The 24,362-nt window shown below is 65.7% G+C and carries 20 protein-coding genes; all 20 read left to right on the top strand.

Going from position 1 to position 24,362, the window contains the following annotated elements; all coding sequences use genetic code 11:
• The 20 genes from fliJ (at position 1) to ACCQ05_RS11620 (ending at position 24,358) form a co-directional block, all read left to right on the top strand.
• On the top strand, positions 1-456 hold the full coding sequence (gene fliJ, locus ACCQ05_RS11525; protein ID WP_228963695.1) for a flagellar export protein FliJ: 456 nt from the start codon (positions 1-3) through the stop codon (positions 454-456).
• Entirely contained in the window at positions 453-1,733 is a 1,281-nt protein-coding gene (locus ACCQ05_RS11530; RefSeq protein ID WP_372390329.1) for a flagellar hook-length control protein FliK, read from the top strand. Before fliJ ends, ACCQ05_RS11530 begins: the two co-directional genes overlap by 4 nt.
• Before the next feature lie 191 nt (positions 1,734-1,924).
• Entirely contained in the window at positions 1,925-2,443 is a 519-nt protein-coding gene (locus tag ACCQ05_RS11535) for a flagellar basal body-associated FliL family protein (protein ID WP_104541075.1), read from the top strand.
• A gap of 9 nt (positions 2,444-2,452) precedes the next feature.
• Positions 2,453-3,466, top strand: coding sequence for a flagellar motor switch protein FliM (fliM, locus tag ACCQ05_RS11540; RefSeq protein WP_104541074.1), 1,014 nt, complete (start codon positions 2,453-2,455; stop codon positions 3,464-3,466).
• Positions 3,463-3,801: a flagellar motor switch protein FliN gene (fliN, locus tag ACCQ05_RS11545; RefSeq protein WP_104541073.1), complete on the top strand. Its 339-nt coding sequence runs from the start codon at positions 3,463-3,465 to the stop codon at positions 3,799-3,801. The genes fliM and fliN overlap by 4 nt, the downstream gene beginning before the upstream one ends.
• Positions 3,798-4,205, top strand: a complete 408-nt coding sequence (gene fliO, locus ACCQ05_RS11550; protein WP_104588620.1) for a flagellar biosynthetic protein FliO — start codon at positions 3,798-3,800, stop codon at positions 4,203-4,205. Before fliN ends, fliO begins: the two co-directional genes overlap by 4 nt.
• Position 4,206: 1 nt before the next feature.
• Positions 4,207-5,064: a flagellar type III secretion system pore protein FliP gene (fliP, locus tag ACCQ05_RS11555; protein ID WP_104541071.1), complete on the top strand. Its 858-nt coding sequence runs from the start codon at positions 4,207-4,209 to the stop codon at positions 5,062-5,064.
• A 968-nt stretch (positions 5,065-6,032) separates the two neighbouring features.
• Positions 6,033-6,983: an IS481 family transposase gene (locus ACCQ05_RS11560; RefSeq protein WP_506191520.1), complete on the top strand. Its 951-nt coding sequence runs from the start codon at positions 6,033-6,035 to the stop codon at positions 6,981-6,983.
• 86 nt (positions 6,984-7,069) lie between these two features.
• A complete protein-coding gene (locus ACCQ05_RS11565) occupies positions 7,070-7,339 on the top strand; it encodes a flagellar biosynthetic protein FliQ (protein WP_005917968.1) in 270 nt (89 codons plus the stop codon).
• A 13-nt stretch (positions 7,340-7,352) separates the two neighbouring features.
• The gene (gene fliR / locus ACCQ05_RS11570; protein ID WP_228963702.1) at positions 7,353-8,144 is read left to right on the top strand and encodes a flagellar biosynthetic protein FliR; all 792 of its coding nucleotides are present in this window, start codon (positions 7,353-7,355) and stop codon (positions 8,142-8,144) included.
• A 91-nt stretch (positions 8,145-8,235) separates the two neighbouring features.
• A complete protein-coding gene (locus ACCQ05_RS11575; protein ID WP_372390334.1) occupies positions 8,236-11,196 on the top strand; it encodes a ligand-binding sensor domain-containing diguanylate cyclase in 2,961 nt (986 codons plus the stop codon).
• 512 nt (positions 11,197-11,708) lie between these two features.
• Positions 11,709-14,630, top strand: a complete 2,922-nt coding sequence (locus ACCQ05_RS11580; protein ID WP_372390336.1) for a diguanylate cyclase domain-containing protein — start codon at positions 11,709-11,711, stop codon at positions 14,628-14,630.
• A 92-nt stretch (positions 14,631-14,722) separates the two neighbouring features.
• Positions 14,723-16,810, top strand: coding sequence for a putative bifunctional diguanylate cyclase/phosphodiesterase (locus ACCQ05_RS11585; protein WP_228963711.1), 2,088 nt, complete (start codon positions 14,723-14,725; stop codon positions 16,808-16,810).
• 145 nt (positions 16,811-16,955) lie between these two features.
• Entirely contained in the window at positions 16,956-18,086 is a 1,131-nt protein-coding gene (gene flhB / locus ACCQ05_RS11590) for a flagellar biosynthesis protein FlhB (protein ID WP_372390338.1), read from the top strand.
• Between the two features lie 17 nt (positions 18,087-18,103).
• Positions 18,104-20,176 (top strand): flagellar biosynthesis protein FlhA, encoded by a 2,073-nt coding sequence (flhA, locus tag ACCQ05_RS11595; protein WP_208622730.1) that lies wholly within the window; start codon positions 18,104-18,106, stop codon positions 20,174-20,176.
• A 389-nt stretch (positions 20,177-20,565) separates the two neighbouring features.
• Complete coding sequence (locus tag ACCQ05_RS11600) at positions 20,566-22,311, top strand: type IV secretory system conjugative DNA transfer family protein (RefSeq protein WP_372394053.1); 1,746 nt, start codon at positions 20,566-20,568, stop codon at positions 22,309-22,311.
• A gap of 320 nt (positions 22,312-22,631) precedes the next feature.
• The gene (locus ACCQ05_RS11605) at positions 22,632-22,883 is read left to right on the top strand and encodes a hypothetical protein (RefSeq protein WP_372360406.1); all 252 of its coding nucleotides are present in this window, start codon (positions 22,632-22,634) and stop codon (positions 22,881-22,883) included.
• Between the two features lie 378 nt (positions 22,884-23,261).
• Positions 23,262-23,639 carry a hypothetical protein gene (locus ACCQ05_RS11610; protein WP_372390340.1) on the top strand — a complete coding sequence of 126 codons (378 nt, stop codon included), beginning with the start codon at positions 23,262-23,264 and terminating at the stop codon, positions 23,637-23,639.
• Positions 23,636-23,785 (top strand): hypothetical protein, encoded by a 150-nt coding sequence (locus tag ACCQ05_RS11615; protein WP_372390342.1) that lies wholly within the window; start codon positions 23,636-23,638, stop codon positions 23,783-23,785. The genes ACCQ05_RS11610 and ACCQ05_RS11615 overlap by 4 nt, the downstream gene beginning before the upstream one ends.
• A gap of 117 nt (positions 23,786-23,902) precedes the next feature.
• Positions 23,903-24,358, top strand: a complete 456-nt coding sequence (locus ACCQ05_RS11620) for a hypothetical protein (protein ID WP_372390344.1) — start codon at positions 23,903-23,905, stop codon at positions 24,356-24,358.
• Positions 24,359-24,362: the final 4 nt, after the last annotated feature.

A 24,362-nucleotide genomic window follows, 5' to 3' on the forward strand; every position in this document is an offset into this window, starting at 1 on the left:
ATGATGCAGTCCAAGCGAATCGATCCCCTGCTGCGCCGCGCGCAGGAACAGGAAGACAAGGTGGCCCGCGATCTGGCCGAGCGCCAGCGCGTGCTGGACACCCACCAGTCGCGACTGGAAGAACTGCGCCGCTATGCCGAGGAATACGCCAACAGCCACATGGCCGGCACCAGCGCAGTGGCGCTGAGCAACCGCCGCGCGTTTCTGGACCGGCTCGACAGCGCCGTGCTGCAGCAGGCCCAGACCGTGGAAAGCAACCGCGCCAGGGTCGAATCCGAGCGTACCCGCCTGCTGCTGGCCAGCCGCGAGAAGCAGGTGCTGGAACAGCTGGCCGCCAGTTACCGCGCCCAGGAAAACAAAGTGATCGAACGCCGCGACCAGCGCGAAATGGACGACCTCGGCGCCCGCCGCGTGCGCCTGGCGCGCGCCGAAGATACCCATGGAGAATCCGCATGAATCCCCTGTCCGCCTTCGCCGCCGGCCTTGGCGCGCTCGCCGGTACCGGCAAGAAGTCCAGCTATAGCGACCCGTCGTCCGACCCGGATCCGGCCAAGGACCAGTTCGCGCGCATGCTGCAGCCGACCAATACCCCGCAGCAGGCACCCGAGCGGGTGCCGGCCAAGCAGGCCGCGCCCAAGTCCAGCCAACCCGACAGGCAACGCGCCGACGACGATCACGGCGATGACGCCACCGGCGATGCCACCGCACGTCCGCGTGCGCAGGACGGCGATGCCAAGCCCGCGCAGTCGGCCAAGGAGCCGGCCGCCACGGACGGCAGCACCGCCGCCGCGACCGCCAAACCAGGCACCGCCGGCAAGGACGGCCAGGACGGCAAGGAGTCAGCGGCCGATGCCGCCACGGCCACCGAGGCCGGCTGGCCGCCGCCGGGACTGGGCGGGTTCGGCATGAGCCTGCTGGCCCAGGCCGTGCCGGGTGGCGATGCACTGGCCGCCGCTGCCGCTGCCGCTGCGCTGGCGGCCAGCGTGGCCAACGCCGCCGGCACCACCCCGACCGCAACCGCCGCGCCGACCGACGCGGCAGCACCGGCCGCCTCCGCCACCGTGGGCACCGCGCTGCCCTCGTTGGGCGCACTGGCGCCGGCAGCAGCGACCGTTGCCAAGCCCACCTCCACCACCGCGGTGAGCGGCGATGTGCAGACGGCCGCGCTGATGAGTCTGGCCGCAAAGGCCTTGGCACCGGCCGAGGACGACGGCGCCGCAGCGGCGGGCCCGGACGCCCCGGCCTTCGTGTTGCCCACTGCCGCCGCGCCGGTGCTCAACCGCGTGCAGGACCCGGCACCGATCTTCAGCGCCTCGCCCACCCCGACCCCGGAGATGGGCAGCGACACCTTCGACGATGCCATCGGCGCCCGCCTGAGCTGGCTGGCCGACCAGAAGATCGGCCACGCCCACATCAAGCTCACCCCCAACGAGATGGGCCCGGTCGAAGTACGCCTGCACCTGGAAGGCGACAAGGTCAACGCCAGCTTCACCGCCGCCCATGCCGACACCCGCCAGGCGCTGGAGCAGAGCCTGCCGCGGCTGCGCGAAATGCTCGGCCAGAACGGCTTCCAGCTCGGCCAGGCCGATGTGGGCCAGCAACAGCAGAGCCAGTCCGGCAATCGCAACGGCGGCGGCAGCGAGGGCAATGGCCTCGCGCTGGACGACAGCCCGGTCGTCGGAATTCCGTCGGTTGTGTTACGCCAGCGTGGATTGCTGGACGCCTACGCCTGATCCCACGCGCGGCAATCGTCCATAGCGGACCTGTCGCGCCCGCTTGCTAGGAACGGTGTGACCACCCCCTCCCCCCGCGGCGCAAGGCTTGCGGGGGGATTTTGCGTGGTCGCGCATGCGCGCCAGGAAACCGACGCGGTTTTGGCACGCTGATTGCATCCCTCGGGTGAGCATTCCCCCTGGAGCAGACCGTGGCAGCCGCAAAGAAACCCGAAAAGACCGAAGACAAAGACGAGAAGAAGAAGGGCGGCAAGAAGCCCATCCTGCTGATCGCCATCGGTGTGGTGGTGCTGGCGGCCGCCGGCGGCGGCGCCTGGTTCTTTCTCGGCCACAAGGGCGAGGAAAAAGGCGGCAAGCACGCCGCCCCCAAGGTGGCCGAAGTGCCAAAGCCGGCACAGTACTTCCCAATGGACCCGGCGATTGTGGTTAATCTGGCCGATCCTGGCGACGGCCCGCAGTATCTTCAGGTCGAAGTGCAACTGGTCACCCGCGACCCGGAAGAACTCAAACTCATCACCGAGAACGCCCCTGCCATCCGTGCGCACCTGCTGATGCTGCTGTCCCAGGTCAAGGCCACCGACGTGGCCGATCTGGCCGGCAAGCAGAAGCTGCAGAAATCCGCGCTGGCCGAAGCGCAGAAGGTCATGACCAGCGAAACCGGCAAGAAATGCATCGAAGAATTGCTGTTCACCAGTTTCGTCACCCAGTAAGGCTGCCCCATGAGCGTGAGTGATCTGCTTTCCCAGGACGAAATCGATGCCTTGCTGCACGGCGTGGATTCGGGCGCGGTCAACACCGAGCCGGAGCCGTTGCCTGGCGAGGCCCGCCAGTACGACCTGTCCAGCCAGGACCGCATCATCCGCGGGCGCATGCCCACCCTGGAGATGGTCAACGAGCGTTTTGCACGCCTGTGGCGCATTGGCCTGTTCAACCTGATCCGGCGCTCGGCCGACCTGTCGGTGCGCGGCATCGACCTGGTCAAGTTCAACGAATACATGCACTCGCTGTACGTGCCGACCAACCTCAACCTGATCCGCTTCAAGCCGCTGCGCGGTACCGGGCTGATCGTGTTCGAGCCCACCCTGGTCTTTACCGTGGTGGACAACTTCTTCGGCGGCGATGGCCGCTTCCACACCCGCATCGAAGGCCGCGAATTCACCGCCACCGAGATGCGGGTGATCCAGCTGATGCTCAAGCAGACCTTCGCCGACCTGAAGGAAGCCTGGGCGCCGGTGATGGACGTGGACTTCGAGTACATCAACTCGGAGATCAACCCGCATTTCGCCAACATCGTCACCCCGCGCGAATACGTGGTGGTGTGCCGCTTCCACGTGGAGCTGGAAGGCGGCGGCGGCGAGATCCACATCACCCTGCCGTATTCGATGCTGGAACCGATCCGCGAATTGCTCGATGCCGGCATCCAGAGCGACCGCAACGACCGCGACGACTCGTGGAACGTGATGCTGCGCGAACAGCTCGATACCGCCGAAGTGACCCTGTCCAGCGTGCTGGCCAGCAAGCGCATGAGCCTGCGCCAGCTCACCGGCCTGAAGATCGGCGACATCCTGCCGATCGACCTGCCCGCCCAGGTTCCGCTGTGCGTGGAAGAGATCCCCCTGTTCACCGGCGAATTCGGCGTTTCCAACGGCAACAACGCCGTGAAGATCACCGCCGTGCGCCCACCCGGCGTGCAAGCTCCGCGTGCCGTTCCATCCCAGGACCCCAACCCATGACCAACTCCGACATCCTCGACGCCGCGCCTGCCACCTTCGACAGCCTGCAGGCCGAGCACGACCAGAACGCCGCCGACCTCAACCTGGACGTGATCCTGGACGTGCCGGTGACGCTGTCGCTGGAAGTGGGCCGCGCGCGCATTCCGATCCGCAACCTGCTGCAGCTCAACCAGGGCTCGGTGGTGGAACTGGAGCGCGGCGCCGGCGAACCGCTGGACGTCTACGTCAACGGCACCCTGATCGCGCACGGCGAAGTGGTGGTCATCAACGACCGTTTCGGCATCCGCCTGACCGACGTGGTCAGCCCCAGCGAGCGGATCCGGAGGCTGCGGTGATCGGCCTGCTGGCCGCTGCCGCGCCCGCCGCGGCCAAGGCCACCCAGGTGGGCGCACAGGCGCCGGCCACGCCCAGCATGTTTGGCGCAGTCTTTGCATTGCTGCTGGTGCTGGCGCTGATCGTCGGCCTGGGCTGGTTGCTCAAGCGCATGCCCGGCAGCGGCTTCCGCAGCAGCGAGGGCCTGCGCCTGGTCACCAGCCTGGCGGTGGGTGCCAAGGAGCGCGTGGTGGTGGTGGAAGTCAACGGTCAGCAACTGCTGCTGGGCGTCACCCCTGGCGGCATCACCACCTTGCATACCTTGCCCGAACCGCTGCCGCCCACGCCGCCCCCCACCCTGCCCAACCTCAAGCAACTGCCCAATTTCGCCCAGCTGCTCGCCCAGAAGCTGCGCAAGGACCCGTGACATGTTCAGTAGCTGGAATCGCTGGGGGCGCAGCCTCCGCCTGGTGTTGATCCTGCTGGCGATGAGCTGCCCGCTGCTAGCCGCCGCCACCCCGGCCGCGCTGCCGTCGGTGGCGCAGGCCGCTGCACCGGCCGCCGCTCCCGCCGCCGCCCCGGCGGCGGTGCCGCCCGGCTCCAACCAGTTGCCGAACCTGCCCAACGTCAGCGTGGGCCGCATCGGCGACCAGCCGGTGAGCCTGCCGCTGCAGACCCTGCTGCTGATGACGGCCATCACCCTGCTGCCGTCGATGCTGCTGGTGCTGACCGCCTTCACCCGCATCACCATCGTGCTGGCCCTGCTGCGCCAGGCGCTGGGCACCGGCCAGACCCCGTCCAACCAGGTGCTGCTGGGCCTGGCGATGTTCCTGACCGCGCTGGTGATGATGCCGGTGTGGCAGAAGATGTGGGGCGCCGGCCTGCAGCCCTATCTCAACAACCAGATCGACTTCTCCAGCGCCTGGACCCTGACCACCCAGCCCTTGCGCGCCTTCATGCTGGCGCAGATCCGCGAGACCGACCTGATGACCTTCGCGGGGATGGCCGGCGACGGCAAGTACACCGGCCCGGACGCGGTGCCGTTCCCGGTGCTGGTAGCCTCGTTCGTGACCAGCGAGCTGAAGACGGCCTTCGAGATTGGCTTTCTGATCTTCATCCCGTTCGTGATCATCGACCTGGTGGTGGCCAGCGTGCTGATGTCGATGGGCATGATGATGCTGTCGCCGATGCTGATCTCCGCCCCGTTCAAGATCCTGCTGTTCATCCTGGTGGATGGATGGGTGCTGGTGGTGGGGACGCTGGCAGCGAGCTTCAACGCGTCGTAGAGGTGGATGGCGCGCTGGTGTCCGCGATATGTGCGACTGGCACTGTCGCTGTCATCCAGCTGAGCCAGATGCCTGTTTGAGTGGAGCCTGCGTTTGGTTGAGTTCGGCATATGGCACTAACGAACGTCGGCTTTGTGAGCCTGCCCCTTCTCGTACCCAATCACCTCGCTCCTCCAAAATTTTGGCTTTCGCTTCTCGGTTCTAGCTCCCGGATCTATGCTTTTGCTGTTGCTTGCTCCTGTGCTTTCGCTCTGTGCTCTTTGCTCGTCCGGGGCCCCATACCGCAGCGGCAAGGCCGGCAGATACAACCCGCAGGGCGGCGCGCATGGATGCGCGTCGTTTTTGTAAGGGACATGGATGTCCCTTACAAAAATTTCTGCCGGACTTGCGCACCCGCAGCGCCGCAGGCGCGGAGGGCGCGAGGACGGGGTGTGCTTTCTTTTGGTTACTTTTCTTTGCACAAGCAAAGAAAAGTGACTCGCGCCCGATAGGGCGTGAAAGCCGTTGACTTCAATATTTCGCATTAACAAGCAAAGTCAAAAAGCGTTGAGGCAGTGCAAGTGCAGAGCTTTCGTCCCCCTTCGGGGGGCGAGTCACTTTCTTTGCTTGTGCAAAGAAAGTAACCAAAGAAACACACCCCGTCCTCGCGCCTTCCGCGCTGCGCGCTCCAGGTCCGCAATCCGGGTAGAAATTTTTGTAAGGGACATCCATGTCCCTTACAAAAACATCGCGCATCCTTGCGCGATGCCCTGCGGGTTGTATCTACCCGGCTTGCCGCTGCGGTATGGGGGCCCGTAAAACCAACAGCAAAGCAACAGCAACAGCAAAACGCGTCGAAGACGCTGCGTCAACATGCCGCAAGCAAAAGTCCGCGCTACCCTCTAGCTGTGATCTCTCAGTAGGTTGTTCATCCGGGGCCGATCTGGAAGATGGGGTTACCACACCAACCCAGCCCCCAGGAGCCCCGGATGAACCTGCATAAACATGCCCGTTTGACGCCGCGAGGTCGAGCCTTGCTCGTGCAGCGCATCGTGGTGCACGGCTTGCGAGTGGAAGAGGCCGCGCACGCCAGTGGCGTGAGCGTGCGGACCGCCTACAAATGGCTGGCGCGCTACCGCCTGCTGGGAGAGGACGGCCTGCAGGACCGTTCTTCGCGCCCTCAACACTGTCCGCATGCCACGCCGCCGGAACTGGTCGAGCAGATCCTGCAGCAACGCCGACAACGCGCCACCTATTGGCAGATCGCCACCCACCTGAACGTGGGCCACAGCACCATCGCGCGCATCGTGCGCCGTGTCGGCCTGCATCGCCTGGCCGAACTGGAACCCAAGCCCCCTGTCGTGCGCTACCAATACCCCCAGCCTGGCGGCATGTTGCATCTGGACATCAAAAAGCTCGGGCGTTTCCGGCAAGCCGGCCATCGCGTCACGGGGGACCGTACCCAAACCAGCCGAGGCGCCGGATGGGAGTACGTCCATGTCGCCATCGACGATCACTCCCGCGTTGCCTTTACCAGCCTGCATCCAGATGAAGGCGGTGTTAGTGCCTGCCGGGCGTTGATCGCCGCATTGCGCTACTACCGTAGCCTGGGCGTGACCTTCCAGCGGGTGTTGACCGACAACGGCGCCTGCTATCGCTCCAAGGCCTTCGCCCGCACCATCCGGCGCCTCAACCTCAGGCACTACCGCACCCGCCCCTATACCCCTCGCACCAATGGCAAGGCAGAACGCTTCATCCAGACGGCATTACGTGAGTGGGCCTATGCCCACCGCTACGACAGCTCCGAGCAACGTGCCGCCTATCTGGGGCACTGGCTCCATCACTACAACTGGCATCGGCCCCATGCCAGCATCGGACACCGACCTCCCATCTCCCGGATCTACATCCCGCTGAACAACGTGGTGGGTTTACGCATCTAGCTCCCAGCCAAGCCACCGACCCGCATCCCCAATCCCCAATCCCGACTCCCCGCCCCTTTGGCACCCGACTTGCATCACCACCGCCCATGAGCCCTGAAATCGCCCTGACTGAATTGCGTGGTGGCCTGGTCACCGTCCTGTGGATTGCCGGACCGATGTTGCTGGCGGTGCTGGTGGTGGGTGTGGTGATCGGCGTGGTCCAGGCCGCCACCCAGTTGAACGAACCCACCATCGCCTTCGTCGCCAAGGCGGTGGCGTTGACGGCTACCCTGTTCGCCACCGGCAGCATGCTGCTCGGGCATCTGGTGGAGTTCACCATCGCGCTGTTCCAGCGCATTCCGCATCTGATCGGCTAGCGGGCCGGACCGGATGGATGCAGCCACCCAGATGGTGATCGACGGCCAGCGCGCGTTCGCGATGGTCGGGGCGATCATGTGGACCATGCTGCGCACCGGTGCGTTGCTGACCGCCATGCCGTTGATCGGCACCCGGGCCGTGCCGGCACGGGTGCGGGTGATGCTGGCCGGCACCTTGTCGATGGCGCTGGCGCCGATCCTGCCGCCGGTGCCGGAGTGGGACGGCTTCACCGCCACCGCGGTGCTCAGCATCGCGCGCGAACTGGCGGTGGGCGCCAGCATGGGCTTCATGCTCAAGCTGATCTTCGAAGCCGGCGCGCTGGCCGGCGAGCTGGTGTCGCAAGCCACCGGCCTGTCATTTGCGCAGATGTCCGACCCGATGCGCGGAGTGACCTCCGGCGTGATCGCGCAGTGGTTCTATATCGGTTTTGGGCTGTTGTTCTTCGCCGCCAACGGGCACCTGGCGGTGATCGCGCTGCTGGTGGACAGCTACAAGGCGTTGCCGATCGGCACCGCCATTCCCGACGCCAGCGCCTTCGCCGAAGTCGCTCCCACCCTGTTCCTGCAGATCCTGCGCGGCGGGCTGACCCTGGCGCTGCCGATGATGGTGGCGATGCTGGCGGTGAACCTGGCCTTCGGTGCGCTGGCCAAGGCCGCGCCAGCCCTGAACCCGATGCAGTTGGGCCTGCCGCTGACGGTGTTGCTGGGGATGTTCCTGCTGTCCAGCTTCGCCAGCGAGTTCGCACCGCCGGTGCAGCGCCTGTTCGATATCGCCTTCGATGCCGCCAGGGAGCTGACGGCCTAGCCGCGCCGGCTCAAGTTTTGCGCAGGGTCGCCGTCAACGCTGGGGACGATCGACCCGTTCCGTCATATCGCCCCTCGCCCCGCGGAAGCCGATGCCCAACCCTGCCCTGTTCGCCCGTCCTGTCCTGCGATGCGCAGTGTCGCGGGCGCGTCTGTGGTTGGCGGCGGCAGTGCTGCTGGCCTGCACGAGCGGTGCCCATGCGCAGAGTTACAGCTTCCGCGATTACGGCCAGGCGGACGGCTTGCAGGGCATGACCGTCAACGGGCTGGTCGAAGACCGGCGCGGCGTGGTGTGGGTGGCAACCGAGCTGGCGCTGCACCGGTTCGAACGCGATCGCTTCATCGCGGTCGAGCGCGATACCGGGCTCGATGCCCGCTACACCCGCGCCCTGACACTGGATCACGCAGGACGGCTGTGGGTTGCCACCGCCAACGGCGTTTTCGTGCGTATCGGCGACAGGTTTGTGCAGGTGTTCAACGAGGGCAAACGTATCAGTGCCGATGCCGGCAACGTGATCGCGGCCTACCGCAATGGCGTGGCGGTCGTCAGCGACGGCGCGTTGCTGGCGTTGACCCCCACCGACGGCAACCACTGGCAGGTGCAGACGCTGGAACTGGGAACAGCCGACGGCAACGTGCTCAAGGTCGGCCGTACCCTGCTGGCCGATGGGCAGTCGCTGTGGGTGTCCTGCAACGCCGGTGTCTGCCGCCTGGACGCCGACGGCAGGGTGGTCGAAACCTTGTTCGAAGCCGATGGCGTACCTGCCAAGCGTTGGCGTGTGATCTTTCGCGAGCGTGGCGGCCGGCTGTGGCTGCGCGGCGGCGGCATCATGGTCTCGCGCGAACCCGGCGCGTCACGTTTTCAGGAGCGCCCGGCCAATCCGCACAACAGCTTCAAAACCATGTCCGGCGCGACCACGATGGTGGAAGACCCGCAGGGCCGCATGTTGACGCGATCGGATCAAGGGTTGGTGCGCTGGGAGGGCTCGCACTGGTCCGACATCGGCAACGACCAGGGCATGCAGCTGGATGCGCTGGTCGGCCCGCTGCTGTTCCAGAGCACCGGCACCTTGTGGATCGGCACGCGTGGGACCGGGCTGCAGCGCTTGCTCGGCTACGGCACCATCGAGCATCTCACCGAAGCGCAGGGCATGGCTGCGGCGCCCATCTGGTCCATGCAGCGCCTGCCGGACGGCACGCTTGCGGTAGGCGCCGATGGTGGCGCCAACCTGCTCGCGCCACGCGCCACGCACGCCCAGCCCTGGCACCTGGAGGACGGCAAGCCGTTGTCGCAGACGCTGAGCATCGCGGTGGCGCCCGATGGCGCGGCCTGGGTGTCGTATTACTCCGGCGCCATCGCGCGGCGCGACCCGGCGACCGGATTGACCCGGCGCGTGATGGATCTGCCGCGGCCTGGCTACAAGATCCTGTTCGATCGCGACGATTCGGTCTGGATCGCGACACCGCGCGGGCTGGCGCACGGCCAGGCCAGCCCGCCCTATGGGTTGATCTCCGACCCGGCAATGGCGACGACGTTCGTTGGCGACATCGACTTCGACCCCCAGGGCCGCCTGTGGGCTGCCACCGGCGATGGCCTGTACCGCCGCGACGGGACGCGCTGGGTGCATGTGCCGGTCACCGGTCGCCTGCCCACCCAGGACATGTACCAGATCGATTTCGCACCCGATGGCGAAATCTGGCTCTCGTTGCGCGAAACCGGGTTGTGGCACGGCCGTCTGCAGGCAGACGGCAGCCTGCCGGTACAGGCGGTGGACGACCCGTTGCTGTCCAGGGTGATGCCTTTCATCCTGCGCCACGACCGCAAGGGCCGCTTGTGGGTAGGCAGCAGCCAGGGGCTGGATCTGTACCAACGTGGCCGCTGGTCGCGGATCACCCACGCCGAAGGTCTGTTATGGGACGACCTGGCGTCCAATGCATTTTTTGAAGACGACGACGGCAGCATCTGGATCGGCAGCAGCAGAGGGCTCAGCCATCTGCGCGACCCGCAGCAGTTGTTCGCGTCGCAGGCGCTCAGGGTCGAGGTCAGCCAGGTCCGTCGCGGCACCCGGATCGTACCGGCCGGCGGCGTGCTGGATTGGTCGGAAACGCCGCTGGACATCGAGCTGGACACGCCCGGCGTCGAAGGTGGCGCCGACCGCATCAGTTTCCGCTACCGCGTGCAGGGCCATCAGGCGCGCTGGACCACCACCTCGCTCAGCCATCTCACCTATCCGCTGCTGCCGCCAGGCCATTACACGCTCGAAGTGCAGGCGCTGGATGCCTATCAACGCAGCGCAAGCGAGGTGGCGCGCTTCCACTTCGTGCTGCGCCCACCCTGGTGGCGCAGCATCCCCGCGCTGATCGGCTATGTGGTGCTGGCCATCGCCGCGGTGATCGTGCTGCTGCGTTGGCGTACCGCCAAACTGCTGCGTCGCAAGCGCGAGCTGGAGCAGTTGGTGGCCCAACGTACCGCAGAGTTGGAGCAGGACAAGCGCGATCTGGAATCGGCCCGTGCCGCGCTGGCACTCAAGGCCACCCATGACGAACTCACCGGCCTGCTCAACCGCGCAGGCATCCTTGCTGCCCTGCGCGACATGCTGGAGCGCGCCGACGCGACCGCCCAACCGCTGGCGGTGGTGCTGATCGACCTGGATCACTTCAAGCTGGTCAACGATCAGCACGGCCATCTGGCCGGCGACGCGGTGCTGGCCGGAGTCGGCCGTCGCATGGATACGCTGGTGCGCGGCGACGACCGCATCGGCCGCTATGGCGGCGAAGAATTGCTGGCAGTGCTGCCAGGGTTGACCCAACAGGCCACCCATCGGCTGGATGCCCTGCATCGCGGCATCTGCGGCGACTACCCCATCGATGGCGGCTGGCTGCATGTCACCTGCTCGATCGGGGTGGCGTGGTTGCAGCCCGGCGAAACGCTCGAGCAACTGCTGGCGCGCGCCGATGCTGCGCTGTACCGCGCCAAGCGCAGCGGCCGTAACCGCATCGATTACGACGATGGTCAACTGCCGGCAGTGGTGATCGCCGACAGCGATGCTTGAGCGCCCGGGTCGCAGAACCTCCAGCTGCACCTGGCCATCTCCGCCCGGCGCGATGACTCCGCTGGCTGTGCAGTGCGCGCAGACAGACCCGATGCGGCGCGTATCGCGCTGATCTGTCACCTGTGGCGCGGCGCGGCGGCTGCGGCGGGTCGACCGCGTTGCCAGCCGGCGCGGGCCGGTTCGCCGCCTTCGTACACCGGATGCGGGCGGTCACGCCTGTCGGCGGCGGCGGCTGGTCGCCACTGCCTGCGTGCGCACGGCATGCACCCGCTGCGGCCGGCATCAAGCACCTGGCTTGATCGTGGTCGCAGCCAGTCTAGGCGGGATCTTCGCAGCGGTTGCGCTCGCCGATTCATCGCGTCAATTGATTGCCGCATGCAATTAAAGTAAACCGCGTGAACAGCCGCTAGTCGCTATATCGCGGCCTGCGATGGGGCCGCCCATAGCAAGCGTGAGACACCGCGCGAGGGGCGCGGACCGCACACACCGATGCGTGGGAGACAGCAACGCTCGTGGGGTTTTTGCAGCGCCAACGGAGGTCGTCGGGCCGGAGTGCATCGTTTGCTGCGGTGCTGCTGGTGGCGTTGCTGTCGTTGTCGGAACTGGCCAGCGCGCAAAGCGCCAGCATCCGCCGCTATGCGCACGACCAGGGCCTGCTCGGCCTGGCGGGCACCTGCCTGCTGCAATCCCGCAACACCTTGTTATGGGTGTGCACCGAAAGCGGGCTGTATCGCTATAACGGCCGTCTGTTCCAGCAGGTTGTGCTGGACGGCCTGCGCAACGAACCGATCACCGCGATGAGCGAAGCGCCCGACGGGCGGCTGTGGGTGGCCGGATTCCAGGCCTTGTTCGTGGGCGATGAGCGCGGCTTTCGCAAACTGGCGCGCGATGAGGCCGAACACCTGCAGGACGGCATGCTGCTGGCCAGCCTGTCCTGGGGCACGGTGCTGGCGAACGGCGGCACCCTGGAACGCCTGAGCGAACGCGCCAACGGCCGTTGGCACAGCGAGCCGCTGCTGGACACCGCAACCCGGGTCAAGGTGCCCGAGTTGTCCAAGGTGATCAGCCTGTCGGTGGACGGCGACACGCTGTGGGCAGGCTGCGCGCACAAGCTGTGCGCCATCGATGCGCAGCGCAAGGTGCAGGTCTACGGCCCCGAGCAAGGCGTCCCCGACGATCGCTGGTACAGCGTGCTGCGCGATCGCGACGGTGCGCTGTGGGTGCGCGGCGCCGGCACCCTGCTGTATCGCGCGGCCGGTGCCAGCCGCTTCAGCGTGCGACCGCTGCCGCTGCTGGACGGCACCACTGTCGGGCAACAGGCGCCGCTGGTGATGGACCGCGAGGGACGCGTCCTGGTCCGTCGCAACGATGGCCTGGCGCGCTGGGAAAACGGTCACTGGCGCAGCTTCGGCGCAGGCAACGGGCTGCCGCCGGGCAGCAGCGATGCGATCGTGGTGGACCGCGATGGCGATGTCTGGATGACCGTGGACGGCGAAGGCCTGGTGCGCTGGGCCGGCTACGAATGGATCGAGAACTGGGACGCTTCGCAAGGCATGCCGGCCGCGCCGACCTGGTCGATCGCACGCGATGCGCACGGTGCGCTGGTGGTGGGCAACGAACACGGCGCCGGGCGCCAGGACACTCCGGGCGGACGCTTCGTGCCGGCCCTGCCGGAGTCGGGCATCCAGATCGTGGGCATGGCGCGCAGCGCCGACGGCAGCCTGTGGACGATCAATTCGGCCGGGTTCCTGCGCCGCAACTGGCCCGATGGCCGTAGCACCGCGGTCGCCAGGCTGCCCCGCACCGCCCGGCGCCTGCACAGCGATCGTGAGGGCCGGCTGTGGATCCTGACCGCTGGCGGCCTGTTCGTGATCGAGCAGCCGCTGGAGGGCGGCGTGCCGCAGGCGGTGGCCGATATGCCCACCATCGCCTACACCGACATCCAGCAGACCGCTGACGGCACGCTCTGGATCTCCAGTGCCAATGGCCTGTTCCGGTTGCAGGGCCAGCGCTGGTCCAAGCTGCGGGTGAAGGTCAACGGCGGCGATGCCGACCCCTGGATCAGCAAGTTCCATATCAGCGACAGCGGCGAAGTGTGGCTGGCGTTCTATCGGCCCGGCGTCTGGCACGGCATGTTGCTCGCCGATGGCCTGGACCTGCAGGCGATCAGCGACGAAGCCTTGCGCGACGTCGGGGTGTATCTGTTGCGCGGCGACAGCGTCGGCCGGGTCTGGGTCGGCCATGCCCGCGGCGTGGAGGTCTACAACGGCGAGCACTGGGCGCATCTGTCGCAGTCGCAGGGCCTGCTGTGGGACGATGTCTCCGAAGCGGCCTTCGCCGAAGACCCGGACGGCTCGGTGTGGATCGGCACCGCGCGCGGGGTCAGTCATCTGCACGACCCGGCCCGGCTGTTCGACCAGCGCCAGCCCAGCGTACGCATCGACAGCGTCAGCCGCGGCGGTGAGCCGATCCGCAGCGGGCAACTGCTGGGCTGGAGCGACAAGCCATTGCATATCGAACTGTCGACGATGGAGGTCTACGACGACCCGAGCAGGCTGACCGTGCGCTATCGCCTGCTCGGCCTGCACGAGGAATGGATCCAGAGCGATGACCTGTCGATCGACCAGCCGCCGCTGCCGGCCGGGCACTTCCGCCTGCAGGTGCAGGTGCTGGACCGCTACCGGCGCACCGCCTCGCCGGTGGTGGACCTGGCCTTCGCGGTGGCGCCGCTGTGGTGGCGCAGTCCGCCGGCGATCGCGCTGTACCTGCTGATCGGCGGCGGCCTGCTGATCGGGCTGTGGAGCTGGCGCCACCGCCACCTGGTGGCCCGCGAACGCATGCTGGCCGAGCTGGTGGCCGAACGCACCTATCAGCTGGAGCGGGAAAAACGCGACCTGGAAAGCGCACGCGCGGCGCTGGCCCTCAAGGCCAGCCACGACGCGCTGACCGGCCTGCTCAACCGCTCCGGCGTGCTCGAGGCGATGACCGAGGAACTGCAGGCCTGCGCGCATGCCGAGCATCCATTGGCGGTGGTGCTGATCGACCTGGACCACTTCAAGCAGGTCAACGACGAGCACGGCCATCTGGTTGGCGACGCGGTGCTGGCCAAGGTCGGTGCGCGACTGACCGCCTGCCTGCGCGATTCGGACAAGGTGGGCCGCTACGGCGGCGAAGAGCTGCTGTTGCTGCTGCCCGGCATGCATCGGCAGAGCCAGCACCGGCTGCGCGCGATCCACGAAGCGATCAGCCTGCCGCCCTACGACGTGGGCGCCGCGCGTCCGCTGCAGGTGACCTGCTCGATCGGGGTGTCGTGGTTCCGCGTCGGCGACACTGCCGCCACCCTGCTGGCACGCGCGGACGAGGCGCTGTACCGGGCCAAGCGCCACGGCCGCAACCGTATCGAACCGGAAGAACCTGAAGTTTCCGTGGCCTGATCCACAGCGTTGCGGTAGACGGCCTCAAGAACACACGCAGCGGGTCGCTAGCTCCTTGAGCAAGCGCATCTGTCGGCGCTGGAACTGGATGGGTGGTCGCAACCTACAACCTTGGCATGGTGCTGTTGTCGCTGCTGGTGGCCGTGATGGCCTCCTACACGGCATTGCACATGGCCGCACGCACCTGCGCCAGTCGCGGCGGGATCGCCGCTGCCTGGCTGGTGGGCGGTGCCATCGCCATGGGCATCGGCATCTGGTCGATGCACTTCGTCGGCATGCTCGCCTTCCGCCTGCCCATTCCGCTGGGCTACGACGTGGCACTGACCGCGTACTCGATGCTGGCGGCCGTGCTGGCTTCGGCACTGGCGCTATGGCTGACCTCGCAGCCCCAGCTGCCCTGGTTGCGGCTGGGCCTGGGAGCCGTGCTGATGGGACTGGGCATCGCGCTGATGCACTACATGGGCATGGGCGCGCTGCGCATGGCGCCGGCCATCACCTATGACCCGTTGCTGTTCGGCCTGTCGATCGCGATCGCCATCGGCGCCTCCGCCGCCGCGCTGTGGATCGCGTTCCGGCTGCGCCACGAAGGCCGTCGCTACAGCCTGCGCCTGATCGCCGCCCTGATCATGGGCGTGGCCATCGTGGGCATGCATTACACCGGCATGGCAGCCGCGCAGTTCGCGCCGGGCAGCATCTGCGGTGCCGCCGCCGGAGCGCATCTGCCGTTGTCGTGGCTGGCCGCGCTGGTCATCGCGGTGACGCTGGGCCTGCTGATCCTGGCGCTGGTGATCTCCGTGCTGTCGCGCCGCTACCAGCAGCGTACCGACGTACTGGCGCAATCGCTGGCACAGGCCAACGCCGACCTGGCCCTGGCCGCCCTGCACGACCCGCTCACCCGCCTGCCCAACCGCGTGTTGCTGCACGAGCATGTGCTGCAGAACATCGAACGCGCGCAGCGCGATGGGCAGCGCTTTGCGGTGATGTTGATCAACCTGGACGGCTTCAAGGTGGTCAACGACGGCTATGGCCACCAGTTCGGCGACCGCCTGCTGGTGGTGGTGGCCGAGCGTCTGAGCGCGCACCGCAGCGCGCACGGCAGCCTTGCGCGCCTGGGCGCGGACGAGTTCGTGCTGGTGGTCGATATCGCCGACCCGGAAGACGCCGCCGCGACCGCCGGGCATCTGCTGCGCTCGCTGGCGGTGCCGTTCCTGGTCGGCGACCACGAACTGCGTCTGAGCAGCAGCATCGGGATCGCGCTGTATCCGGAAGACGCCGGCAGCGAGCACCAGCTGATGACCCATGCCGACGCGGCAATGGGCCACGCCAAGCAGGCCGGCCGCAACCGCTACAGCTTCTTCGAGCGCTCGATGACCGGCACCACCGGCGAGCGGCTGCAACTGTTGCAGGACCTGCCGCGTGCGCTGGAATCGGGCCAGTTCGTGCTGCACTACCAGCCCAAGTACAGCGCCGACGACGGCCGCCCGCTCGGTGCCGAGGCATTGATCCGCTGGCAGCATCCCGAGCGCGGCCTGGTGCCGCCGGACAGCTTCATTCCGCTGGCCGAACGCAGCGGCATGATCGGCCCGCTCGGCAGCTGGGTGCTGCAACAGGCCTGCCGGCAGATGCACGCCTGGCGCGAGGCCGGCCACGGCGACTGGCGGGTGGCGGTGAACCTGTCGGCCACCCAGCTCGCCTCGCCCAGCCTGCTGGAGGAAGTGGCGACCACGCTGGAGCGCCACGCCATCGCCCCCGGACAGCTCACGGTGGAGATCACCGAGACCATGGCCATGCGCGATGCCGAGGCCTGCCTGCGCACGCTGGGGCAGCTCAATGCGCTGGGTGTGCGCATCGCCATCGACGACTTCGGCACCGGCTATTCCAATCTGCTGTACCTGCGCAAACTGCCCGCCCACGAGCTCAAGATCGACCGCAGCTTCGTGCAGGCCATGGACAACGGCGCCGAAGACATCGCCATCGTGGCCGCGGTGGTGGCGCTGGCTCACACCATGCGCCTGCAGGTGGTGGCCGAAGGCGTGGAGACCCCCGCCCAGCGCAACACCCTCGAACGCCTGGGCTGCGACCAGCTGCAGGGCTACCTGCTGGGCCGCCCGATGCCGGCCGAGCACTTCATCGCCCTGGTCGTCGCCCAACGCGACGGCCCAGGACGCCTGGCCAGCTAGGTCACGCAGCAAGCGTGGCAATCCACCCCGCCCGCCCCATCGGCGCGCAGCCAACCGCTCTTACGAATCCCAAATCCCGACTCCCAAATCCCGCTTCTGGAACACCGCTTGCATCACCCCAGGCTGATCCCCCACCGGCATCTCCATGTCCGAGTCCGAAGACGGCGGCGAGCGCACAGAGCTTCCCACCGAAAAACGCCTGCGCGAGGCCCGTGAGCAAGGCAACATCCCGCAATCGCGCGAGTTGTCCACTGCCGCGGTATTCGGCGCCGGCGTGTTCGGCCTGATGGCCCTGGCCGGCGGCATCGGCGATGGCGCAGCGGTGTGGATGAAGACCGCGCTCAGCCCGGACCCGAAGATGCGCGAGAATCCGATGGCGCTGTTCGGCCACTTCGGCGACCTGCTGCTGCAGCTGATGTGGGTGATGCTGCCGCTGATCGGCGTCTGCCTGCTGGCCGGCCTGGCCGGGCCGCTGCTGATGAGCGGCATGCATTTCTCCGGCAAGGCGCTGATGCCCGACCTCAACAAGCTCAACCCGATGAACGGGGTCAAGCGCATGTGGGGCAGCAATAGCCTGGCCGAGCTGGTCAAGTCGGTGCTGCGCCTGCTGTTCGTCGGCCTGGCTGCCTGGCTGTGCATCTCCAAGGGTCTGCATGGCCTGCGCGCGCTGGTGAACCAGCCGCTGGAACAGGCAGTCGGCAATGGCCTGGATTTCACCAAGAGCCTGCTGTTCTACACGGCAGGCGCGCTGGTGCTGCTGGCCGCCATCGACGCGCCCTACCAGAAATGGAACTGGATGCGGAAGCTGAAGATGACGCGCGAGGAGATCAAGCGCGAGATGAAGGAAAGCGAGGGCAGCCCGGAGGTGAAGGGCCGCATTCGCCAGATGCAGATGCAGATGTCGCAGCGCCAGATGATGGAGGCGGTGCCCAAGGCCGACGTGGTGCTGATGAACCCGACCCACTATGCGGTGGCGCTCAAGTACGAGGGCGGCAAGATGCGCGCCCCGATCGTGGTGGCCAAGGGCGTGGACGAAATGGCCTTCCGCATCCGCGAAACCGGCGAGCAGCACCGGGTGGCGATCGTCACCGCTCCGCCTTTGGCACGCGCCTTGTATAGGGAAGCCCAAATCGGCAAGGAAATTCCCGTGAGACTCTATTCGGTCGTGGCCCAGGTGCTCTCCTACGTCTACCAGTTGCGCGGGTGGAACGGTGGCCCGATGCCGGAGCTACCCTCGCTGGACGTGGATGAGTTCGCCAAGGGGACCAGCGCATGAGTGCCCAGCCCGCCCCGATGAATGCCCGGCGCATCATGGAGTTGCTGCGCAACGGCCTGGGCGCCCCGCTGGCGCTGATGGCCATGCTGGCCATGCTGATGGTGCCGCTGGCCGCACCGGTGCTGGATGCGCTGTTCACCTTCAACATCGCCATCTCGCTGATGGTGCTGCTGGCGGTGGTGTACGTGCAGCGCCCGCTGGAATTCACCATCTTCCCGATCGTGCTGCTGATGACCACGATGCTGCGGCTGGCGCTGAACGTCGCCTCCAGCCGCGTGATCCTGATCAACGGCCAGGACGGCCACGCTGCGGCCGGCAAGGTGATCGAGGCCTTCGGCCAGTTCGTGATCGGCGGCAACTACGCGGTGGGTATCGTGGTGTTCGCGATCCTGACCATCATCAACTTCGTGGTCATCACCAAGGGTGCCGGGCGCGTGTCGGAAGTGACCGCGCGCTTCATCCTGGACGCCATGCCCGGCAAGCAGATGGCCATCGACGCCGACCTCAACGCCGGTTTGCTGACGCGCGAGGAGGCCAAGGCCCGCCGCGAGGAAGTGCGCGAGGAAGCCGACTTCTACGGCGCGATGGACGGTGCCAACAAGTTCATCCGCGGCGACGCCATCGCCGCCATCCTGATCTTGTTCATCAACCTGGTCGGCGGCATGGCCGTGGGCATGCTGCAGCACGGCATGTCGTTCGTGGATGCGGCCTCCACCTATACCTTGCTGTCCATCGGCGACGGCCTGGTGGCGCAGTTGCCGGCGTTGCTGGTGTCGTCCTCGGTCGCCCTGCTGGTGACCCGCGCCTCGCGTGCGCAGGACATGCGCGGGGCGATGATCGGCCAGGTGTTCGGCCAGCACCGCGCCCTGGCCGTGGCCGCCTCCATCCTGGGCCTGGTCGGCCTGGTGCCGGGCATGCCCAACGTCGCGTTTTTGACGCTGGGCCTGATCCTGGGCGTGATCGCCTGGAAAATGTACAAGCGCAGCCTGGCCGCACCGGCCGCCGGCGATGCCGCCGCCGATCCGCAGGCAGCTGCCACCGCCGCCACCGCCCAGGCCAGTGCCGAACTGAGCTGGGACGAGCTGCGCCCGATCGACCCGCTGGGCCTGGAAGTGGGCTACCGGCTGATCCCGCTGGTGGACAAGCACCAGGGCGGCGAACTGATGGCGCGCATCAAGGGCGTGCGCCGCAAGCTCACCCAGGACATCGGCTTTTTGGTACCGCCGGTGCATATCCGCGACAACCTGGAACTGTCGGCCAACGCCTACCGGCTGCTGGTGCACGGCGTGCCGGTGGCCACCGCCGAGATCCACCCCGACCGCGAGCTGGCACTGGACCCGGGCGGTGCGCTCGGCCAGCTGGACGGCATTCCCGGCAAGGACCCGGCGTTCGGCCTGGACGCCACCTGGATCCAGCCCCACCAGCGCGCCTATGCCGAATCGATGGGCTATACCGTGGTCGACCCGGCCACCGTGGTCGCCACCCACCTGTCGCACCTGATCCGCGAACACGCCCCGGAACTGCTCGGCCACGAGGAAGTGCAGCAACTGCTGGCCACCCTCGGCAAGACCGCGCCGAAGATGGTCGAGGACCTCACCCCCAAGGCCTTGCCGCTGTCGGTGGTGGTGCGGGTCCTGCAGAACCTGCTGATCGAGCGCATTCCGGTACGCCAGCTGCGCAAGATCGTCGAAGCGCTGGTCGAGCATGCCCCGCACAGCCAGGACCCGGCCGCCCTCACCGCCGCGGTACGCACCTCGCTGGGCCGCTTCATCGTGCAGGAAATTGCCGGCATGTCGGCCGAGCTGCCGGTGTTCACCCTGGCCCCGCAACTGGAGCGCGTGTTGCAGGAATCCACCCACGGCAACGGCGTGGCGCTGGAGCCCGGCCTGGCCGAGCGCCTGCACCAGAGCCTGGCCGATTGCGTCGGCAAGCAGGAAGCCCGCAACGAACCGGCCGTGGTGCTGGTGCCCGGCCAGGTCCGCGCGGCGCTGGCCCGCCTGGTCCGCCACAGCGTGCCGAGCCTGTCGGTACTGGCCTACAGCGAAGTGCCGGAAGACAAGCGCCTGAAGCTGGTAGGCACGATCAGCTAGTACGCAGGTCCGGCGTCGGCCGCACCGTTCCTGCACTCAACACCCGCGTATCGCCGACGAGCACGCACCCAACGCCCGGGAGCGTCCTAGCATCTGTTCGCACGAACCGAGGGCACTTGGATCCTTGGGTTTCCATGCCGGCTGGCCATCGGGACCGGAGCAGCTGACAGGACTGTTGCGCACGCACCGAGCGGGCGCGGCCGGCGCGCTTTCGGCTTGGACCACATGGATACTCCATTCCGTTGGCCGCACCAGGGCAACACGTTGACGCCGTGGCAACGCCAGTTCCCGCCGTACTCATCTATGATGAGCAGGGCCTGGAAAAAGACCGCCTCCCGATCGCTGCCCGTACGCGTGCGCGGGGGCAAATCACACACGGAGATGGAAGCATGGGTAGTAAGGGAAAGGTGGGCATTGCAGCGGTCCTGTTGGTCCTTGCAGTGGTCGCCGGGTTGTACCTGGCCGGTTACATGACGCTGGCGTTGCTGAAGTTGCAGGTGCCATTGAAGGCGACCACCTACCTGGAATACTGGAAGGCGCTAGACCTTCCGCAAGTCCAACCGTATGTCACGCGTATCAAGATCAGCGGCATTGTCGGCTTCGGCCTGCCGTTGATCATCTGGTTGCTGCTGCTGATTCCCCTGTTGAGAAAAAAGCAGCAATCCCTGCATGGCGAGGCGAGCTTTGCCACCGTCGGCGACCTCAAGAAGGCCGGCATGCTGGAGAAAAAACCGGAAAGCATTCTGGTCGGCAAACTCAATGGCCGTTATATCTATATCAACGGAGCGCTGCACGTGATCGTGGTTGCACCCACACGATCCGGCAAGACCACCTCCATTGCGATCCCGGTCCTGCTGACCTACCAGCAATCCATGGTGGTGCTGGACCTCAAGGGAGAGCTGTTCAAGGCCACCAGTGGGTACCGTGCCTCGCAAGGCCAGAAGATCTATGTCTGGGCGCCTTATGCCACCGATGGCAAGACCCATCGCTTCAACCCACTCACCCTGGTCCCGGAAGATCCGCGCGAGCGGATTGCGGCCATCCAGACGATGGCAGCAATCCTGTATCCGGACGAACCCGGCAAAGACAGTTTCTGGATTACCCAGTCGCGCGCTGCGTTTGTCGCATTCGCCTCTTTCATGTTCGAGAACTGGTACGACATGCGCAGCACCGGATTCCCCGGAGTTGAAGATCCCAATAGCAGCGATCTATTCCCCAGCTTCGAACGCATCCTGCGCTTCTCCACCGGCGGGAGCGACGGGGAAAGCACCTCGGATATGCTGAAAAAGCTGCTCACCAACAAGAACTTCAAATACATCAGTCCGCAGACGCGCTCCACGTTCAGTGCACTTGCCGGACTGGCCGAGCAGACGTTCTCTTCGGTCATGGCCACCATGCAGGCTCCACTGCAGCAGTTCCTGAGCCCGATCCTGGCGGCAGCCACCAATGCCACGGACATCGACGTCACCGCCATCCGCAAGCGGCTTACCACCGTCTACGTCATCATCCCAACCCAGAAGCTGGACGAAAGCGGCAAGCTGCTGAACATCTTTTTCAGCTCGGTCATCGGCAACAACCTCGACAAGCAGCTCAACGAGGATCCCAAGCTCAAGTATCAGATGCTGATGCTGATGGACGAGTTCACCGCCATGGGCCGGGTCGATGTTTGGTCCAAGCGCATCTCCATTTCCGCCAGTTACGGCGTACGCGACCTGTGCATCATCCAGAGCCAGTCGCAGTTGCGCGCCACCTATGGCGCCGACGACGCGCAAAACTTCATCACCAACCATGCCGCCAGCATCGTGTTCACGCCCCGCGAACAGGAAGATGCCAATGCCTATAGCGACATGCTGGGGTATACGACGATCCGCAAGCGGCACCGTTCCACCAGCAAGGGCGGCGGCGGAAGCAATGTGTCGTACAACTACACCGAAGAACGCCGCGCGCTGATGCTGCCGCAGGAAATCAAGGAACTTCCCGGCAACGACGAACTGCTGTTCTTCGAAGGAAGCAAGCCGATCCGCTGCGAGAAGAACTGGTTCTTCAAGGATTCGGTTCTGAAAAAGCGCATCATGGATCCGGTCGCCGTGCCTGCCCTGGCGATGGATCAGGCGAAAACCAAGGCCGGACCGTAACGGCCGACCGCATCGCATCGTTCCCGGACAGCCGGTATGGAGGAAGAGCCGTAGTTGCGGGCAGCTTCTCCATGGCGCAGTGCCCCAAGCTACCTGCAACCGGCTGGGGCGCTGTATGCTGAGCCCATTGCCCAGGCGCGTCCCTCGCGCCTGGGAAGCTGCACGTGATGGAGTTGGTAGACACTTGGAAGGACACAGGCCGCTGTCGGCGATGGTGGGCGATCATCGCTCAACCGAACAGGCCGCTGCAGGCATACCGATGCGCTACCATTTCCATAAAATCCGTTGATCCCAAGACACATCTGCAAAAGGACATGCATATGAGCAAAAAGGCAGACTCTCGTTACCTCGCCCTGGCACCGCTCGTGCCCGCGGCGCACACAGCACAGCTGCTCCGCGACCTGCAGATCATCAATGACCGGGTGATGCGTGAGCTCGGCGCACTTCCCCGCAAAGGACTGCCGGTACAGGCCAAACGCAAGCCCAAGCCTGCGCCCTGGGCCGCGGCAGCGCACCCACCAACGCCTCAGGACGCTGAGATGCATGACGCACCTCAACCAGCCATTTCCTGAAGGCAAGGCACCACCGTGTCGAAGCCGGCCGCTACAGCGCTCGACGACAATTCATCACCACCGGCTGTTCCGCAGACATTGCGTGAGCTACTGAAAGACGATCCCGAGTTGAGTCAGCGCTTGCCGAATTCCGTTACGCCACTTTTGCGCGTTGTATTGTGGAGATGCACACAGCGCAGTTGCCGGGCGATGTGCAACTGATCAACGAACGCGCGCAACGTATGCTCGCCCACCCTGCCCCGCACTGGGCTGCTGGTGCAGGTCAAGCGCGCACCCGAGCGCGCGCCGTGAATGCAGCACGTGCAACAGGCGCCTACACTGGATGACGATGTACGCACTGCGCTGGGCGCGTCCACTGCTGAGAGGAAAGACCCTGCCATGTCGAAGCCGACGCCTCCCTCCATCGAAAACGACTTGCCTGCACCTCCTGTGCCGCAGAAATTGCGTGAGCTACTGAAAGACTATCCCGAATTGATTCAGCGCTTGCAGGATGTTCTCGATGATTACATCAGGAAGCCCAATCGACTAATGCCATTCGATGGGGCCATCTGGGCGCTGGAGGGAAGGCTTGACTCCTTCATCTCCGAAGCACGCGAGGACCTTGATCGCGCGCAAGCTAGCGATGATGCTAACGCAGTAAAAATGGCTGAAGAAAAAGAACGTTTGACCCGTCATGCAAGATCGAGAAACCGCGGGATGTCGGATCTAGATCAGCTTTGGAATTACATCGAAACGTACAATGAGTCGTTGAGATGAACGAGAAGGAATCCCGTCTCGATGATGCCGAGCATCGCAGATTATTTGAGCAGAATATTCTTGATGATGCCGCACTGGAGACAAAATCATCCTTCGAACACCCCAGGGCGGTCATCCTTGCTGGGCAGCCTGGCTCCGGAAAGTAAGTCTTGCAAGAGCTGCAGACGTCGAGCTGGGCAAAGATGCCATCTTGATCGATCCGAAAGAATTGCGGAGAGTCGACAGCCCGGCTGCAGTTGCGGCAGCCTATGAGGGTGCCTAAAATGCCATTTGTGAATGAATTTATCCCTGCGCCGGATGTTGTTAAATACAACCTGGAAGGGATCGACAGAGATTTCGTGGTCGGCGGCACCAATGCAAGAGACTGGACAATTGATCGCGATCGCGACTTGTATTTGCGCAATGTCGCAAATGGGGGCGGCACCGAAATCGAGGTCAGAAACCAGACGAAGTTTTCATTTTATTGGCATGGCGAGCTCCTGACGCTGAGACTGGATTTGGTCGACGGTGGAGGCACGCGAGGTCAGTCCGGCTGGTCCCATTGGAGACTGATGTGGATCAATGGGGGAGATGGACTGCCTGAGCACCTCAAGGATGACAAGGACCAATTCATCGCTGACCTCAAAGAGGCCTTGCTCGCATACAAGGATTTTGGCGTCCATTCCAGGAACACGGAGTACCACATCGCCCTTGAAGTCGATGACAATTTATTTTTTTGAAAAG

This window comes from Xanthomonas sp. NCPPB 3582, from assembly GCF_041475735.2.
GTDB classification, from domain to species: domain Bacteria; phylum Pseudomonadota; class Gammaproteobacteria; order Xanthomonadales; family Xanthomonadaceae; genus Xanthomonas; species Xanthomonas codiaei.